The organism is Acinetobacter sp. WU_MDCI_Abxd143 (assembly GCF_025514195.1).
GTDB classification, from domain to species: Bacteria; Pseudomonadota; Gammaproteobacteria; order Pseudomonadales; family Moraxellaceae; genus Acinetobacter; species Acinetobacter pittii_H.
Genome location: NZ_JAHPTH010000002.1, coordinates 193,315 through 209,665, shown reverse-complemented (window position 1 = coordinate 209,665; position 16,351 = coordinate 193,315). Strand labels below are relative to the sequence as shown.

At 34.8% G+C, this 16,351-nt stretch carries 17 protein-coding genes; 12 read left to right on the top strand and 5 right to left on the bottom strand.

All coding sequences use genetic code 11. The annotated features are described in order from the left end of the window. Nucleotides 1-213 precede the first annotated feature (213 nt). Complete coding sequence (locus KTI79_RS05710) at nucleotides 214-672, top strand: hypothetical protein (protein ID WP_032055920.1); 459 nt, start codon at nucleotides 214-216, stop codon at nucleotides 670-672. A gap of 117 nt (nucleotides 673-789) precedes the next feature. Continuing rightward, nucleotides 790-1,104 (top strand): hypothetical protein, encoded by a 315-nt coding sequence (locus KTI79_RS05705; protein ID WP_032055919.1) that lies wholly within the window; start codon nucleotides 790-792, stop codon nucleotides 1,102-1,104. Nucleotides 1,105-1,621: 517 nt separating this feature from the next. Here KTI79_RS05705 and KTI79_RS05700 read toward each other — a convergent pair. From KTI79_RS05700 to KTI79_RS05690, 3 genes are all read right to left on the bottom strand, one after another. Next, nucleotides 1,622-2,059 (bottom strand): DUF2147 domain-containing protein, encoded by a 438-nt coding sequence (locus tag KTI79_RS05700; protein WP_032055917.1) that lies wholly within the window; start codon nucleotides 2,057-2,059, stop codon nucleotides 1,622-1,624. A 310-nt stretch (nucleotides 2,060-2,369) separates the two neighbouring features. After that, complete coding sequence (locus tag KTI79_RS05695; RefSeq protein ID WP_032055915.1) at nucleotides 2,370-3,398, bottom strand: MerR family transcriptional regulator; 1,029 nt, start codon at nucleotides 3,396-3,398, stop codon at nucleotides 2,370-2,372. A gap of 216 nt (nucleotides 3,399-3,614) precedes the next feature. Further along, nucleotides 3,615-4,313, bottom strand: coding sequence for a DUF1826 domain-containing protein (locus KTI79_RS05690; protein WP_032055913.1), 699 nt, complete (start codon nucleotides 4,311-4,313; stop codon nucleotides 3,615-3,617). 382 nt (nucleotides 4,314-4,695) lie between these two features. On the opposite strand from KTI79_RS05690, the gene KTI79_RS05685 reads away from it, so the two are divergent. Together KTI79_RS05685 and KTI79_RS05680 are read left to right on the top strand one after the other, a co-directional pair. Then, the gene (locus KTI79_RS05685) at nucleotides 4,696-6,039 is read left to right on the top strand and encodes an EAL domain-containing protein (protein WP_050679138.1); all 1,344 of its coding nucleotides are present in this window, start codon (nucleotides 4,696-4,698) and stop codon (nucleotides 6,037-6,039) included. Nucleotides 6,040-6,183: 144 nt separating this feature from the next. Beyond that, nucleotides 6,184-8,130 (top strand): acid phosphatase, encoded by a 1,947-nt coding sequence (locus KTI79_RS05680; protein ID WP_032055910.1) that lies wholly within the window; start codon nucleotides 6,184-6,186, stop codon nucleotides 8,128-8,130. Between the two features lie 219 nt (nucleotides 8,131-8,349). Here KTI79_RS05680 and leuE read toward each other — a convergent pair whose 3' ends face one another. Further along, nucleotides 8,350-8,994 (bottom strand): leucine efflux protein LeuE, encoded by a 645-nt coding sequence (gene leuE / locus KTI79_RS05675; RefSeq protein ID WP_032055908.1) that lies wholly within the window; start codon nucleotides 8,992-8,994, stop codon nucleotides 8,350-8,352. 831 nt (nucleotides 8,995-9,825) lie between these two features. Between leuE and KTI79_RS05670 the strand changes: the two genes are divergently transcribed. After that, on the top strand, nucleotides 9,826-10,380 hold the full coding sequence (locus tag KTI79_RS05670; protein WP_199937160.1) for a TetR/AcrR family transcriptional regulator: 555 nt from the start codon (nucleotides 9,826-9,828) through the stop codon (nucleotides 10,378-10,380). A 175-nt stretch (nucleotides 10,381-10,555) separates the two neighbouring features. Here the strand turns inward: KTI79_RS05670 and KTI79_RS19175 are convergent, their stop codons facing one another. Further along, nucleotides 10,556-10,840 carry an excalibur calcium-binding domain-containing protein gene (locus KTI79_RS19175; protein ID WP_079284412.1) on the bottom strand — a complete coding sequence of 95 codons (285 nt, stop codon included), beginning with the start codon at nucleotides 10,838-10,840 and terminating at the stop codon, nucleotides 10,556-10,558. A 365-nt stretch (nucleotides 10,841-11,205) separates the two neighbouring features. On the opposite strand from KTI79_RS19175, the gene KTI79_RS05660 reads away from it, so the two are divergent. From KTI79_RS05660 to mumR, 7 genes are all read left to right on the top strand, one after another. Next, nucleotides 11,206-11,883 (top strand): hypothetical protein, encoded by a 678-nt coding sequence (locus KTI79_RS05660; protein WP_032055903.1) that lies wholly within the window; start codon nucleotides 11,206-11,208, stop codon nucleotides 11,881-11,883. Between the two features lie 179 nt (nucleotides 11,884-12,062). Next, entirely contained in the window at nucleotides 12,063-12,380 is a 318-nt protein-coding gene (locus tag KTI79_RS05655; RefSeq protein WP_032055902.1) for a hypothetical protein, read from the top strand. A 174-nt stretch (nucleotides 12,381-12,554) separates the two neighbouring features. Beyond that, nucleotides 12,555-12,749: a hypothetical protein gene (locus KTI79_RS05650; RefSeq protein ID WP_079284409.1), complete on the top strand. Its 195-nt coding sequence runs from the start codon at nucleotides 12,555-12,557 to the stop codon at nucleotides 12,747-12,749. 250 nt (nucleotides 12,750-12,999) lie between these two features. After that, nucleotides 13,000-13,461, top strand: a complete 462-nt coding sequence (locus KTI79_RS05645) for a hypothetical protein (RefSeq protein ID WP_032055901.1) — start codon at nucleotides 13,000-13,002, stop codon at nucleotides 13,459-13,461. Nucleotides 13,462-13,773: 312 nt separating this feature from the next. Further along, a complete protein-coding gene (locus KTI79_RS05640) occupies nucleotides 13,774-14,118 on the top strand; it encodes a hypothetical protein (protein WP_032055899.1) in 345 nt (114 codons plus the stop codon). Nucleotides 14,119-14,241: 123 nt separating this feature from the next. Then, nucleotides 14,242-15,186 carry a DUF4424 family protein gene (locus KTI79_RS05635; RefSeq protein WP_032055897.1) on the top strand — a complete coding sequence of 315 codons (945 nt, stop codon included), beginning with the start codon at nucleotides 14,242-14,244 and terminating at the stop codon, nucleotides 15,184-15,186. A gap of 96 nt (nucleotides 15,187-15,282) precedes the next feature. After that, on the top strand, nucleotides 15,283-16,194 hold the full coding sequence (gene mumR / locus KTI79_RS05630; RefSeq protein WP_016141501.1) for a LysR family transcriptional regulator MumR: 912 nt from the start codon (nucleotides 15,283-15,285) through the stop codon (nucleotides 16,192-16,194). Nucleotides 16,195-16,351: the final 157 nt, after the last annotated feature.

Genomic DNA, 16,351 nt, shown 5'->3' with positions numbered 1-16,351 from the left:
TTTTATCTCTATTCATCCATAAATTTTGCGGATTAGTTATCAAAACCATAATTTTTTTATGTGTTTTTTTAGAAAACTTACTTAAAGCTTTAATTACTTACAATCTGCTTTTATACACTTACTTGCTGATACATTTCTTGGGCCATAATCATACTCATAGAACAACGACTATTCATAATTTAGCACCTTATAACAATAGTACGGAGATAAGTAATGCCAAAGTATTTAGCTGTAGCAGAGAAAGTATATAAGAAGATTAAAAATGATGGCTTATACACTAATGACATTGCCGAGAACCTTAATTGTCTTATCAGCCAAATTAGAAAAGCCATTAAAGGAACAGAGTTTAAGCTCAAATATAACTATATTGATTTTGATGAACTTTTAACCAAGCCATTAAGTGAGTGTAAAGTTCAACTTGATCTAAGCGTTATGCCAAGATTTGAAAATGAAGGTGAATATCTTCTTTGGTTGGCTGGTTTTATAGAACGAATTACAGAAGGAGGCAAAACTAAATTACCTCCTATTTCACAGTTTGTACCGCCGGGTTTCAAGTTCTCTCATGATTCAATACCTGTCGCGAAGGCTGTTCAAAAGGAAGAACATGCGGACATGATTATTAGTTATTTCAAATCTGAGGACTTTATTAAATCAAATAAAGTGCCTTCATAAATTATAGAAGTGTCAGTTCATGATACTTCTATATTCTGCTGATTTGATTCAGCTACCGCCACTTGGGGCGGTTTTTTCAATAATGAAAATTAAATATAAATAATGAAAGGTTAATAAATGGCAGATAAAGCAATTATAGACATTGCAAAAATTTTGGTGGCTCATCACTTTATTTTGAACAAAGAAAAATCATTTGATATAGAAAAAATTTTATTACCACTTATTGAAGGTTGGAGTGAATTTGGTGATAACGGACCAACTATAACAGTGGTCAGTGATTTAAAAGGTATTTCTTTTAAATCGGAATCATTGAGTAGTACTGTCGAGAACTTTGTTACTTGGAGTGAAGTACCAAATGGATCTGATCTTAAAGCTGTGCTGGAATTTATAGAAAGTATTCTTCGGGAATATTTCTATAAAGATGAGGTTTAAAAGGTTCTCTGAATTATGTGTAGTTTTCTGTGAGAAGGAATTATTTTTTAAAAAAAATATGAAACATGTATTGAATTTATATGTTTAAACTTTTAATATATATTTTATATATTACTGCGCTGAAAGTTTTTATTTTTGTGACCCGTTTCTCTTATTGAGGAGCGGGTTTTTTAATACCTATAATTTAAAAAATTTTCATTAAACATAAGTGTAGAATGAATTTTTAATTTTTGAGAAATCTATATAACTCTTACAGCGCATCTTTTATTGTGGAGAAACTCCACGTATATAGACCTAAAATTGGTGAAATCATAAGTGATAACAAGTGTGTGAGAAGGGTAACAGATCATCAATGTGTCAATTTTATAGGGCCGGATAAAAATGGAACTCAGACTAAATTTGAACACTATAAAAGATGAGGTTGAAATTAATTTAGAAAATTGCATGGCCATTGAGATAAATGAATTACATCAAAACCATGCGATTTATAAATAAAGAGTTTTAAAGTTCTGGAAGCTTATTTAACGCGATACCACGTTTGATTTCGGCCAATTGCAGAGATACCAATATATCCACGAGCGGTAAGTTTTTCGCCACTTGGTGATACTGTCACACTAAAGCGATATGTCTTATCTGACTGTGGGTCAAGAATAGATCCCTTGTCATATTTATTCTGGCCGACATATTTTAGGTTTTTGACGATGGTTAAACCGATTAAAGATTTATTTTTATAAGTGCCTTCACACATCGTACATTTTTTGGCTTCACTTGGAACAAGTATTTTTTCGATATTGGCAGAGAGGTTGCCGTTTTTATCTTCGCTAAATTTTACCAGTGCTCTTGGTTGATTGGTTGCGTCATCAATTGTTTTCCAAACACTGCCATGTAGTTTGTCCGAAGCAAATGAATGAATTGAATAAAAGCTGAGTAAAAGTAAGTATAAATATTTTTTCATATCAATATTTTCTCAAATTAAAATTTGATGGTTTTAAAGGTCTGAATTATTCATTTTAAATTTAACTTCACAGTCTTCTTAATATTGAATCTATAAGCTAAACAATATGTAAAGTTATAATCTATTTGTTGGAATATTATTTTGATCAATTTATTTATGCAATTGCGATAATTGACAGAATGATTAAACAGAATCTCAAGAGCAGATTATCAATAATTCGAAGTAAGGGATAAAAAATCATTATTTCAGAGATAGGGAGATTTGTTTAAAGCTACACCAAATTATGGTGTAGCTAGCTGCTTCGATAAAATTAAGCACCACGCATTAATGCTGCTACCGCTTTTTCCAGAAATTGTAGGGTAATTGGTTTGAGCCAAGTTCCGTCAGCAAGGCTTGGTTCATTGTGCATTGCTGTACGGATTTTTTCTTGAGTACTTGGATTTTTGCCAGCATAGCCTTGTAGCATAGAAAGCCATTGCTGTGCCAAACGCTTTGCTCCTTCACTATCTGGTGGGACCTCAGCATCAATCAATTTTTCAATATCGACTAATAATTGAGGCCATTTTTTCATCTCACGAATGTAATTTTCTTTTAGAAAAGCAAACTCATCATCAGATAAATAACGGGCAAAAATACTCAGCTTACTCTCAGAAAAAGCTTTAAGTAAAAACTCAACAACTTCTGGCGTTACTCCCAATTTTTCCTGAAATTCAGGCTCGGCTGAATTTATGGTATTTAATTTAACCAGCCATTCAGGATTAGCTCGCGTATTGTGCTCAAGAGTTTTCATCCACTTTCGAGCTAGATCTTGAACTGCTTCGCTGTTGGATGGTGCACCAGCATTAAATAGTATATTTGCTGCCTGAGTTAACTCTTGCCATTCTTGGTGGCTTTTAGTACCTGCTTGTAAGAAAGTCAGTTTTTCAAGCTCTTCTTTTGTAAAGTATTTCTCATACATTGCTATAAGCTCCAGTGTTTTTAGCCAATCCTCCAAACCAAGCTCTTCACCATTTATGATCTGAGATTTAAGTTTACTGAGCTGATTTCGCAATTTCTGTTGCTCGGTCAGTCTCTGATCAATAGCTTGAATCTGCTGATCAATAATCGGTAAAAGCGCAAGATTGGGGTCTTCAAGAACCGTATGGATTTCGGCTAACGACATTCCCAGTCCTCGTAGTGCTTGAATCTGATGCAAACGAGCAATGTCTTTACGGGTGTATAGTCGATAACCAGCATCGGAACGGACCGAAGGCTGGAGCAAACCGATATCGTCATAGTGATGAAGAGCACGGACAGTAAGTCCTGTTTGCTTAGCCAATTCACCAACTTTTAACAGCATCTTTTTAGCTCCTTCTTCCTTAGGCGTGTTTTATGCTAGAGGCTTACGTTACGTGAGGGTCAACTACTTTAAATCATATTTTTTGATTCTTTTTTCTTTATTCACTCTTCAAATTTATTTTATTCATTGTTGGGGTGTCTTAAGCAAGATTAGATAAGCCAGTTTTTTTGGATAAAAATGACTTCAAGTCATTTCAGTCATGGAGGGGCAATATATTTAGCAAATCAATAGCAACCGATATTCACCATCATTTTCAACTGGTGCTCTATGCACACACGGTAAAACCTTTTGAGTTGGATGATCTACTGCTAAACGCCAAATATGTCCCGTGCCTAAATTTACAGGTTGGGCATCGGGTTTAGGCTGATAATGCAAATCAAAAAAATACTCTGTCAAAAAAGCTTCAAAATCAGCATCATGACCATCATGTAATTTTTTGAGCTTTTCTCTAACTTCTGGAATTAAAATTTTTTGTTCAACTTGATCATTGGGCACAATATCACTGGCAGCGCCGTGATAGGTACATAAGAATGTATCGGTTTCAATGGGGGAGCGATCAACATGAAATGAATATACATCTGTTGAAATGAAATCTAGCTCTTCATCGCGCTCATAGTTTTTAAGCAAATTAAGTACAGGTGATGCGCCAAATTCAGTTAACAGCTCTATATCTTCTAAAATAATTTTTCTGGCCAAATTACCTTTTTCTGAAAGTTGTAGGGCTAACAAGTCTTCAACAGAAACTTCTGTAATATTTTCTTTTAACTGAAGTTTATTCACAATTTCTTTAAAGTCGCCCACCAAATTTCTGTGCCAACAAATCGCATTTGTCTCTCCTTGAAAATGTGTATTTACAAGTTCAGAGAAGCTAGAAACTTTTCTAATTTGTTTGCTGTCAGAAAACGCGTTTTGCATAGGAGAATTAAATAAACCAGAAGCCGAGTCGCATAATATACACTGAGCTTTGTTTAAAATATTCCACTTTAGAGCAGTAAGAGGAAACAATTTGGGTCTAGGAAAAAGAGTTGCGGTAATTTCTTTTAATATTCAAGCCTTGTGCCAGCTAGCTAGAAGCATGTATCGTTAGGGAATAATACTTTAAAATAATAAGGTGATTGAAAGCAAAATTATTCAATTAAATAACCGGGCTGTACCACCACAATTAAAACAACAATGGTCTCAAGAGAAGTCCTATAAAAGTAAATAAAACATTAGGTTTTATTGGTGAAAATTGACAGGACATATCACTGATCAAGATTGGGGTTTATGAAGTAATATTTTTACGGTTGATTTATTTATGATAGCTTCGTCTTACTTTAAAAAACGCAGAAAAAATTACCGCACCGTAAAGGATCAGCAGCTTACAATCGCAGCAAAAGCCAATATCTTTATTTGTATTATTTTTTGTTTGTTTTGGACCATATATTTCGCATTTGCACAAATGTGGTTAATTGTTTATATGGATATCTTTTTTACGCTGATCTCCATTTTTAGCCTTTTTCTTATTTATATAAATCGTATTTCAGCGGGTATTCTTTTATCTCAAGTCGTTCTGCTTGTTTTTCCAGTCATTTTTTGCTTATTTTTTGATGTGGCAACCACTGACCGTCCGCAGGTGGCCCAATTGTTTTTACCTGCTGGAGCGATATTGGGGTATTTAAATTACCGTAGAAATCCAAGCTATTTACAAATCGTTTTAATTCTATTGTCGGTCGGATGTTTTATATTTTTTAGCGGCAGCTCTTTTAATCTTGAGAGTGCTATACCGCTATCTGAAGATATTCGTGACCACGGTGGGTGGATTGCGACTTGTGTGGCGACACTGATGATTTGTATTTCAATTTACACCATGCAATTAGAGATACAAACCGAAAATACCATGGTGCAAGACTTACGTTTAGCGCTTGCAAAGGAACAATTTGAGCTTTTCTATCAACCACAAATAGATTCATCTGAAACGCTAATTGGCGCGGAAGCTCTGCTCAGATGGCGTCATCCTGTTTTGGGTCATGTTCCAACACAAGACTTTATTCCAGCAGCTGAAACTTATGGATTAATGCCAGAGATTGGGGAGTGGGTATTAGCTCAAGGCTGTAAAGTTTTACAAGATTGGAGTAAAAAAACCGAGACTAAAGATCTTACGCTTTCAATTAATATTAGTGCTGATCATTTTATGCAGCCCACCTTTGAGCAAACTTTGATTGATTTGGTTCTACAATACGGCATAAATCCATCTCGGCTCATTTTAGAAATTACTGAGAATATTGCTTTAAATAATTGTGTAAGCCTCATCGAAAAAATGCATTTCCTATCAAAAAATGGAATTCAACTTTCACTTGATGATTTTGGTACAGGTTATTCATCTTTAAGCTATTTACAGAAGATGCCGATTAAACAAATTAAGATTGATCGTAGCTTTGTGCAAGCAGCTTTGGAGGATAAGCGTAGTAATAAGTTAGTCACAGGCATTATTAAAATTGGATTAGATCTGAACCTCCGAGTGTTGGTAGAAGGCATCGAAACGACTGAACAATTTAATGCTTTTAAAGACAGTGGATGCACTGAGTTTCAAGGTTATTTATGGGGATGCCCGAAATCTTTAAATGATTTTATGAAACAGTTGCCACATTTTAAAAAATAGGCAAAAGCTCTATTTCAGCATGTAGATGTAGAAATTAAAAAGAGGCTCTATATTATTTAGAAAAATTTAAATTAATTTTAAATATGTAATATCGGCTAAACATTGATAGTGAAAGATACGGATATTTATTAAACGGGTCATATCATGTCTAGCTTTAAAATAAATACACTTTTACTTTCTCTTATTTCTTGTTCGGTCTTTTTTACGGGTTGTAATGACAGCAATAGTTCAGATGATAATTCGACAGCAAATCAAGAAATACCAGCCGCACCAAAGGGTGTAGGCTTTGAAGATACTGCTCCAGTCCCATCAAATATCACGACCATTGTAGATTCGTGGACGACCAATCAACGTGGTGATGCACGATATGCCACGGTTGAAACAAATGCTGGGGTACGTGTGTTGAGCGGCTTTTTAGATGTATGGACGCCATCTAGTTTATTTGTAGATGCAGGCCAATCTGCCGAAGCAAGAGATGGCTTTCCAGCAGTAGTCGAATCGAACTGGACGGGTTTACCAGGCGACAGTACCGATGGTACAAAAAAGAATGCAGATGTATTGAACTACAATATTAATTATTCAATTCAAACCACGCATAGACGTACAGACGAAGAAGCTATCCGAGCCTATTTAGATGATAGACGTGGAAAAAGTTATAGCGTAACGACAGGGATGGGAGCATTAACCGATCCGTGGAGAAAACTCACTGGGCAGACCACCACAATCAATTCAGTTCCAGCCGATGCGGCACAAATAAAATACGATGACAAAGGCAATAATAGTGGACTTACCACTGCCGATGGCAATGCCAATTTCGGAAAAGTGGTTGAGTTTGTTCAAGCGATGGGGAATAACTCATCGACAGAGTCAGCAAAGCGTTTTTATAAATATGCACGTCCGTGGCGTTGGAGCTCTGAAGTCATTGTTGTGCCTAGTTTAGAACCTGCAAAAAGTAGCACACCTGCAACTGATGGTGGTTTCCCAAGTGGCCACACCGCCGAAGCTGGCCGAAATGCAATTGCGATGGCGTATTTAGTACCTCAGCGTTATCAAGAACTGATTGCTCGTGGTATGGACCTTGGTGATTCACGTATTATTGCGGGCATGCATTCAGCAATGGACGTGATTGGCGGACGACTCCAGTCGATTGCCGCAGATGTTGCCAACTTAAATGCTATGACTGTAGAGCAACGAAAAGAAGCTTATTTACAAGCTCAAACACAGCTCATGAAAGAAACCAATAGCTCAACATTTGAATCATTTTATAGTTTGGCGAAAACACCTTATGACACGAATGACCGTTTTGCTGATCTTGAAAAATTAAAACAGCAGGTTAATCACTGGATGACCTATGGTTTTAACCAAATTGGCGATAAAACAAAAATAGCAACAGTGCCTAAAGGTGCAGAGGTTTTGTTGGAAACTCGACTTCCTTATTTAACTGCCGATCAGCGTCGTGTGGTTTTGAAATCAACTGCACTTGCCTCGGGTTATCCAGTTATGGATGACGTTGAAGGCTATGGTCGCTTAAACCTGTTTAGAGCGGGTGCCGGTTATGGCAGTTTTGATGGCGATGTTAATCTGACCATGGATGCGAGTTTAGGTGGCTTTAACCAATATGATCAATGGAGTAATGATATTGCGGGTGCGGGTAAACTGACCAAATCAGGCACAGGAACTTTAGCACTGACAGGAAATAACTCGTTTACTGGCGGTATTGATTTAAAGCAGGGTGGTTTAGAAATATTGTCTGAGCATGGTGCTGGTCAAGGCGATATTTATATGCGTGAAAATAGCCTATTAAAAACCAACTCAGCTAAAACAGTTACCATTGCGGGTAATCTAACTCAGCTTGCAGGAACCACATTCAACATCACGTTTAAATCGAATGCACTTCCAGCAGTTCAGGTGGCAAATACGCTTACTTTAAATGGAACATTGCAGCTCGTCACAAAAGACAATTTAGCGGCGGGAACTTATACGGTGTTATCGGCTAAAAAAGTCCAAGGCACCTATAAAAAAGTGACACTCAATGGCAAAGATATTACGCCAATTTATCAAAATAACAGTGTTAAGTTTACGGTGTCATAAGTGAAACTTGGATAACCCATATCCATAGTTAGAAGAACGTTGGGCCACTCCAAAAGAGTAATTAAACAATTTTAAAGAGTGGTTCAATTAAACAATATGTTGTAAATACTTAATTAATTAAGCATTTATTTAGAATGTTTTTGCAGAATTTAAAATATGGTGTGGTTAGTCTGGCAAAGAGTTAAGGGAAGTGTGCTTTAAGATTGGGCGGGAACTATATCAATAGCTTGAATATAATAGCTTTGCAGCAAAACCTATGAAGAAAAAACCAATAAACATATTTCCCAAAGTAGAAAGTATTCTATTTCCTTTCAAACGGCTAATTAAATATGCACCACAAAATACTAAAAAACTAAGATAAATCAATGTAATTGCAAGCATTATGGCGGTGAGAACAATAAAAGCCATCCATATATGTGGAGCACTAATATTGATGAATTGGGAAAAAAAGGAAATATGAAATAGAAGTGTTTTCGGGTTGAGGAGAGTTACCAGCATTCCTTGGCCTATTATCCCACTATTACCTTTTAGTTCTGTTTCTTCTATTTCATTTTTTTCTTTTGGCTTTATAACAGAATAAAGTGTTTGTGCGCCTAAATAAAAGAGATATGCGGCTCCAGCATATTTTATTGTGTTAAATAAAAAGGGAGTAGAGCTAATAACGGCCGCAAGACCGGCCCAAGCCATTAATACTAATAATACATCGCTCAGAACAATGGATAGAATTGCCGCGAACCCTTTTCTTACTCCGCTTTTAATACTTGTCTTAATGACAAACATTGTTTCAGGACCGGGAGCAAGAATTATTAATATTACCCCTAGAAAATAAGTCCAAAAATTTATAATACCAAGATCAGAAAACACAAATTCACCTTAAGTGTCTAAAATTAAAAATATTTTTTAACTGATAAACTAGCAAAAATTTGGATTAACTATTTGCAGTTTGAATCTATGTATAAGAACCAATACTTATACTTTTAATCTTAGATTTTTTTGGAGTTATTACTCTAAAATATTGCCATAGATGTTTTTTTGCAAGTTGTATCTTTTAAGACATCGTTAGAGCTTTGAATGATAAGCGTTTTATAAACCAAATTTTAACAATAAATTTTAATTATTTATCCTTACTTTTTAATGATCTAATTTAAAACAAATGTCATTTTGTGTGCTTGACTGCAATAAATGTGAAGCTTATCCTTTGCCTGCTGGCCTACATTGCCAGTCGGTTTTAGCAGACCGTGATGAAAGATCGCATCAGGATTATTTCTTCTGAGGGATAGTCTTATGCGTAAACTCCTCGTCTCCTCCTGTAGCGGTAGGACGGGAGAGGGACACCTTCGGGTGTGCTGGTTAAATCTTTCACCAGTCTGCTAACCCTCTTTCGTTCTGCCACCATAATTTATAATGCTTTGGCAGAAATCCAATTAAAAAGGAGTTGGCTTTGCACATTCATTATTTCTTGGCAGCCTTTGCCAAAAGCTATAACGACACAACTTAAACTTTTAGAGCAGTTTGATGGCTATTCGGCTTTTCAGACTTTAATTCACTGCGCCTAAAAACTTAATCAACAATAAAACTTGAGATGTGCCAAGCACAGTCTTTATGGGCTTTGCTATGCCTTTTTTTCTCCCAAAAACGGCAGCGGTTTTTATATCTCATTTATATACAACAATAATTTTTTATAACGGTAAAACTATGTCACATTCAGATCTTCCATTTCGAGCTTTAAGCGTACTGCACACTTCCCGCTATTTTTTTAATAAATACGGCTTTCATAATGTCGGAGTCGACCGAATTATTGATTCGGCAAAAATTCCCAAAGCGACTTTTTATAATTATTTTCACTCAAAAAAGCGTCTTATTGAAATGAGCCTAACTTTTCAAAAAGATGGCCTTAAACATGAAGTCATTTCGATTATCTACGTCCAAAAAGAATTAACTATAGTTGAAAAACTTCGCAAAATTTACTTTTTACATGCCGACTTAGATGGTCTTTATCATTTGCCATTCAAAGCTATTTTTGAAATTTCGAAAACTTATCCCAAAGCATATCAACTCGTAATTGATTATCGGAATTGGTTCATTAATGAAATCTATAATTTGCTTTTAACGACTAATGAAAACGCTTCAAAACAAGATGCACACATGTTCTTGTTTGTGATTGACGGGGCAATGGTTCAGCTTTTAGATCCAAACAAACCAGATGAAAGAGAGCGGTTGCTTGAGTATTTTTTGTTGGGGTTTAGGTGAGAGAGAAATTAGTATAAACAGTATCCTTTGGAGAGTTGATCATCTAGTTTTAGAAATGAATTGTTTTAAGTAATTCATTTCTAATAATAAGCTCATATTCTTAATCTGAGGAAGCTAATTAAAAAAAACTGGACTTAACAGGTTTTTAAAATTCTATACTTTTTGAAAATAACTTTTAGCCGCAGATCTTTTCGCAAGGAATACCGTCATTGTCTCGATCTAAGCTATGCATTCCACATTGCAGTGCTTGACGTGCTTGAGAACAACTTTTCATTTGACCACAAGTACGAGGATATGACCCACATTTAAGTGGGATCGAATCAGTATTAGTTCTTTTTGAACTCGGAGCTGGAGTAGATCTAGGTGATTTTTGTTTAGGATAAAGAACTGGTTTAGTTCTCGACTCAGCTTCTGACCTGTTAGATATACTATAAGGATAATCTGACTGATCTACATTCATCTGAGCATTATATATTGCTCTAGCCTCTTCAGGTGTTAAGCCTTTAGGGTGCATTGGTACAGAATTAATAGGGGATACAGTTACACATCCAATTAATAAAAGTGGTAATAGTATTAAGTTAAAAAGTATTTTCATTTTCTTTTTTTAAATTAGCTAACTTATATTGATCTTGTCATAACACAAATAGAGTAACAATATAGGTATGATAAAAAAGGAAATTTATTTATTTTGATTTTCTATAAAACATAAAGTAAAGTTCGCTCGCAAGTTATTAAGTAAAATGAATAACTTTTCATGAATACTATAAAAGCTTTTAATGATTTTTATAAAGCTAAACACATGGTTCCAAATTGTAAGATATAGATATGGCTTCTAAAAATTTTCTTTCTACGCTTGCACGGAAAAGTAAAGAAAACAGAGGAAATATAGCCCTATGTTCTATTCTTTTTATTATTCCTTTATTTGTATTTCCTGCTTATCCTAAAAACGAATGGCAGTACGAGGTATATCAATACATCACACAAAATATGCATGTGACTATTGGTACAAAAGGCCCATTACCGTTTTTTACGATTCTTTATAGCCTTTATATAACCATAGTCATGTTCTTTGTTGGTTGTGTGATCTGCTATTTTTTTATTAAAAAATATGGGATTAATAAAGCTTATCAAGAAGAAATTTATAAATTCTTTTTCAAAGCCGAATTTGAATCTTCAAAAAAATACCCCTGGCTAGAAAAGCCTCTAATTAAAAAGACTTTAGTCTCAAGTACATTTGCTGGGTGTTTTGTCATGGGAATTATTCATTTCATTGAGGATGATATTACTCAGCAAAGGCCTAGACGTAGAGGTGGACTCATATCATTTTGTTATAACTATAGAGTGGGGGTTATGTTTTGGGAAATCATAAGTACCGCCTTTAGTACTTTTCCGATTTTTTATTTTGGCCTGTTATTCTTATATATTATTAATTATTTTTTTCGCGGGTTAGGTACAGGTAAGGTGGCTATTCCTTTAGAAGTGCCAAGCGAAAAACAAAAGTGAACTAGGAGGGTCTGATATTTTTCTTTTGAATTGATAAAACACAATTCACTTAACCTATCAATAAATGTGACAGAATCTAACTTTTTAAAACCTGTAAATGCCACTATCCTAATTAGACTTGAGCACAATCTTTTGAAGTGTTCCTTTTTAGTTTAGTTAGTTTTTTAGGTATTTAAAAAATGAATAAAATGCATGTAACTTTAGCGGTAATTGTTGGTTTAATTGTTGGTGGCGTAATAGGCGTTCTAGGTTACTCTAAAACTGCTGCACGTTATGACGCAATGACCACAGCTTGTGTCATGGTAAATCAAGCAGTTGAACATGAAATCTTGAAACCAGAGCAAGTCAAACAGCTCGGTGAGCTTACAGGCCAAAGCCTTAAAAAAGATTATGAGTCAGTTGCCGCTAAATTTAAATTCTCTGAAAAGCAATTAGGTAATGCATCTGAAGGTTCTCATTGTAGTCAGTTTATTGTTGGGGTAAATGCCGCTAAATAACCTAGAGGAAGCCCACAGTGTGTGGGCTTTTTTTATAATATTTAGTTAGGGTAGCTACAATATTAACTGACCATATTATCTACAGACTGCTATAATAATGATCATCACAAAATTTAAACTAAGCTTGCCCCAAAGGCAGGCTTTTTGTATGTGCAAACAGATCTGCTAGGAAATATGAAACGTTATCTTAAACAAACTCCAACGACCACTTCTCATTGGACAACAGAGCAAGACTGCTTCTTGATAGAAAATAACTCTCTCTCAATTTACGAACTTACAGTCCATCTCCCTTTTTCCGAAGAGGAAATAAGAGTGCGTAGAGCGGTGCTTGGTTTAGTTCGACGCGATAAGCAGATGAAAACATATTAATTTTACCAAATGGTAAAAATCAATATGAAAGAAAATATTTCAAAGTATCTCTATTCAAGCTTTTATTTTGTGGATGAGTTATCAAAACCATATTTTTTTTCGGTGTTTTTTTGGTGCAATTTACATAAAGATCCAATTACTTACAATCAAATCTAATAAGATTACCTTTACTTACACATCTTTAAGCATAATCAAACTCATAAAACATTCATAGATCAGCACTTTATAACAATAGTACGGAGAGAGGTTAATGCCAAAGTATTTAGCTGTAGCCGAAAAGGTTTATAAAAATATTAAAAAAGATGGCTTATTCACTGATGACATTACTCAGAACCTTAACTGTTTAATTAGTCAGATTCGAAAAGCCATAAAGGGAACTGAGTTTAAGCTCAAGTTCAACTATATAGACTTTGAAGAAAACTTAACCAAACCGTTAAGTGAGTGCAAAGTTAAAATTGATCTGAGTGTTATGCCAAAGTTCGCAAATGAAGGTGAATATCTTCTTTGGTTAGCTGGTTTTATTGAGCGAATCACAGAAGGTGGAAAACCTAAATTACCGCCAATTTCACACTTTTTACCACCAGGTTTTAAAATGTCGAAAGATGCATCATTTGCTATGACTGTTACTCCTCAAAAAGAAGAGCATGCAGACATGATTATCAATTATTTTAAATCTGAGGATTTTATTAAAACCAATAAAACTCCTTCATAAAAGAATATAGAAGCAAATGTCCACCTTGCTTCTATATACCTGCTGGTTTTAACTCAGCGACCGCCTTCTGGGGCGGTTTTTTTTGCCTAAGAAGAGTTATCACACAATTTATTATTTTAGCTAAAGCCATAATTAAGTAATTTTTAAATGTATATAAATATTCAAACATTTACTTATTTTGTATAAATAACAAAGGTTTGCTTATATCTTTTGGTAAAGAAAAATATACATTTTTCACATAAGCAACGTTCCATGTAACGCAATGAAACATTTAGCTGTTCATAATCTTTAAAAAAAGAGAGCATGAACGAAATGAATGAAAACGCAGAGCTTATAAAATATATAGACGTTGCTGAGAATGTCTATGAACGTGTCTATGAGAATAATCAAGTTTCAAATAATTTGATTGTTAATCTCAACCGCATTATGGCGGAAATAAAAAAACAGGCCGAAGAAAAAGATCTGAAGTTAAAATATAATTCGATCGACTTTGAATATTGTCTGAGTTTGCCTGTAGCCGATAGAGATATAAAAATTGACCTCAGTTTAATTCCTCATTTTGAATACCGTGACGAATGCATTTTATGGCTAACCAACTTTATTGGGAAAATTAGTGTGCCTAAAAAGATGACGAGGCAGAAATTAAGTTTTCACTAAAAAATTAGAGTTTATAGAGATATATGAGTCATCACTAAAAGACTAACAGCTTCTACGCTTAAACAGTTATGCTTTATTGCAGATCAACATTTCATAATTAGAAAATGACATAGAGCACTTAGAATGAAAAAGTTTGCAATAACCTTTGCTGTTTTGGTTCAGTTATCGACCTATGGTTTAGCCAATGATTCTACGGGTTACGTAGGTACAGGTGGGATTCAATATCTCAAAAATTCGCAGATTGCCATGCACAGCGAAGATCTCTTTATCAGTAAAAAACTGGTTAAGGTCGATTACGTCTATAAAAATTTAAGCAATAAGGATGTAACAGAAACGATCTTATTTCCGCTACCGCGTATTGATAACTTTTTTGAATCTGATTTTGCCCATACCGAACAGCTTTTAAAAAGTTTTAAGATTGTGGTAGATGGTAAAAATATAAAACCCGAGATGCATGTCAGAACGTTTATTCAAAAAGATGAAAAATCACCTGTGATTGATACGACAGAAGAGTTTAAGCAATGCGGTTTCAGTGAAAAAGAGATGTTAAACCCATGGACTCGCACTAACTATGATTATGAATATTATGTAGACAAGCTAAAAGAATGTAATAAACCACAGATACAGAAAATTTTAGCCAATTTTAAAAAAGATGATGTAATTCCTTGGTCATCTCAAGTGATTTATAGTTGGAAGCAGACTTTTAAAGCCAATAGTTTGACTAAAATTCACCATGTATATAAACCGTTGGTCGGTGGTTCTGTTGCTCTTTATCCAGATGAATATAACCAGCAATTTTGTATGGATAAACAATTTAAGCTAGGCTTAAAAAAAGCCAGCGCAGAAAATTCGCCGTTTAGTGCCCTGGGCTATATTTTGACGACGGGTGCAAATTGGGCAAAGCCGATTGAGAACTTTAAGCTCACCATTGAGCGAGATAAAGATGAACTAGTGTCATTTTGTTGGGATGGGCCAGTTAAAAAAATTAGTCCAACTCAATTTCAAATGATCAAAACCAAGTTTGTACCTAAAAAAGATCTAGATATTATTTTTGTGAGAGTGAAATAGGCCAAACTCAAATAAAAATGCAGAAATGGGTAGCGTAATCACGCTAACAACTCCCATACTATAAAAGTAAAGGAGTTTTTTAAGACAGGATGACACGTGAATTTAAAGAATCTTGAAGCATTTTATTGGGTGGTGACTTTAAATAGCTTCAATAAAGCGGCGACTAAATTACAAACCACACAGCCTGCGGTATCTCAAAAAATCACAGCTCTTGAAAATGAATTAGGTTTTAAAGTTTTAGATCGAAACTATCGGCAGTTTAAGCCGACTCATAAAGGCTTAACTTTATTTAAGTATGCCGAAAAATTTATGCGACTAGAGACCGATCTGGTCGCAGAACTGACAGAAAACCAGCACCTAACGGGTACTATTCGTTTGGGAGTTTCCGAAACTATTGTTTATACATGGTTGGTTGAATATATCGAAAAGGTTCAACAAGAGTTCCCAAAAATTTCAGTAGAAATTGTGGTAGATCTTACGCCTAACTTACAAGAAGGCGTTCGGACAGGCGACTTAGACATGGCTTTTTTGCTTGGGCCAACTTTAGCTTTTGAATGTATTGAACAGACTTTGTGTGATTTTGAACTAAGCTTCTTGGCATCACCGTCATTTAAAGGCGGAGTTGCTCAAATGTCTTTTAAAACTCTCATGTCACATACCATTTTAACTTATCCAAAAATTACCTATCCCTATAAAGAATTAAAAGCAAGAATGAAAGAGCAAGGGATTGATGAACCACTTTCAATTACCAGTTATTCATTGGCAACGTTGTTGCGTTTAGCCGAACAGGGTTTAGGTATTGCTGTGGTGCCGACCTTAACGGCGTTAAAAGAAATAACTGATGGCCGACTAGAAATATTAAATACGCCTATTCAGTTAAAGACCTTTCATTTCACCTCGATCTACATTCAAGGGAACGATGTTGCCTTAAAAGAGAAATTAACCGAAGTTGCGGTTAAGGTTTCTGAATGCGCTATGAAAAGACTCAATGAGCAAATAAAAAAATAAGCTGTTTTGTATGTAAAACAATAAAGGCAGCTTATTAACTTCAATAAGTAGAGCTTATCTTGATTTTCTAACACCTAATAAATCATTTAAAATCAATCATTTAAATTTTTACCTTAATGTAAAAAGTCTTATTGTCCGTAGGGATTAGCTATGTTTT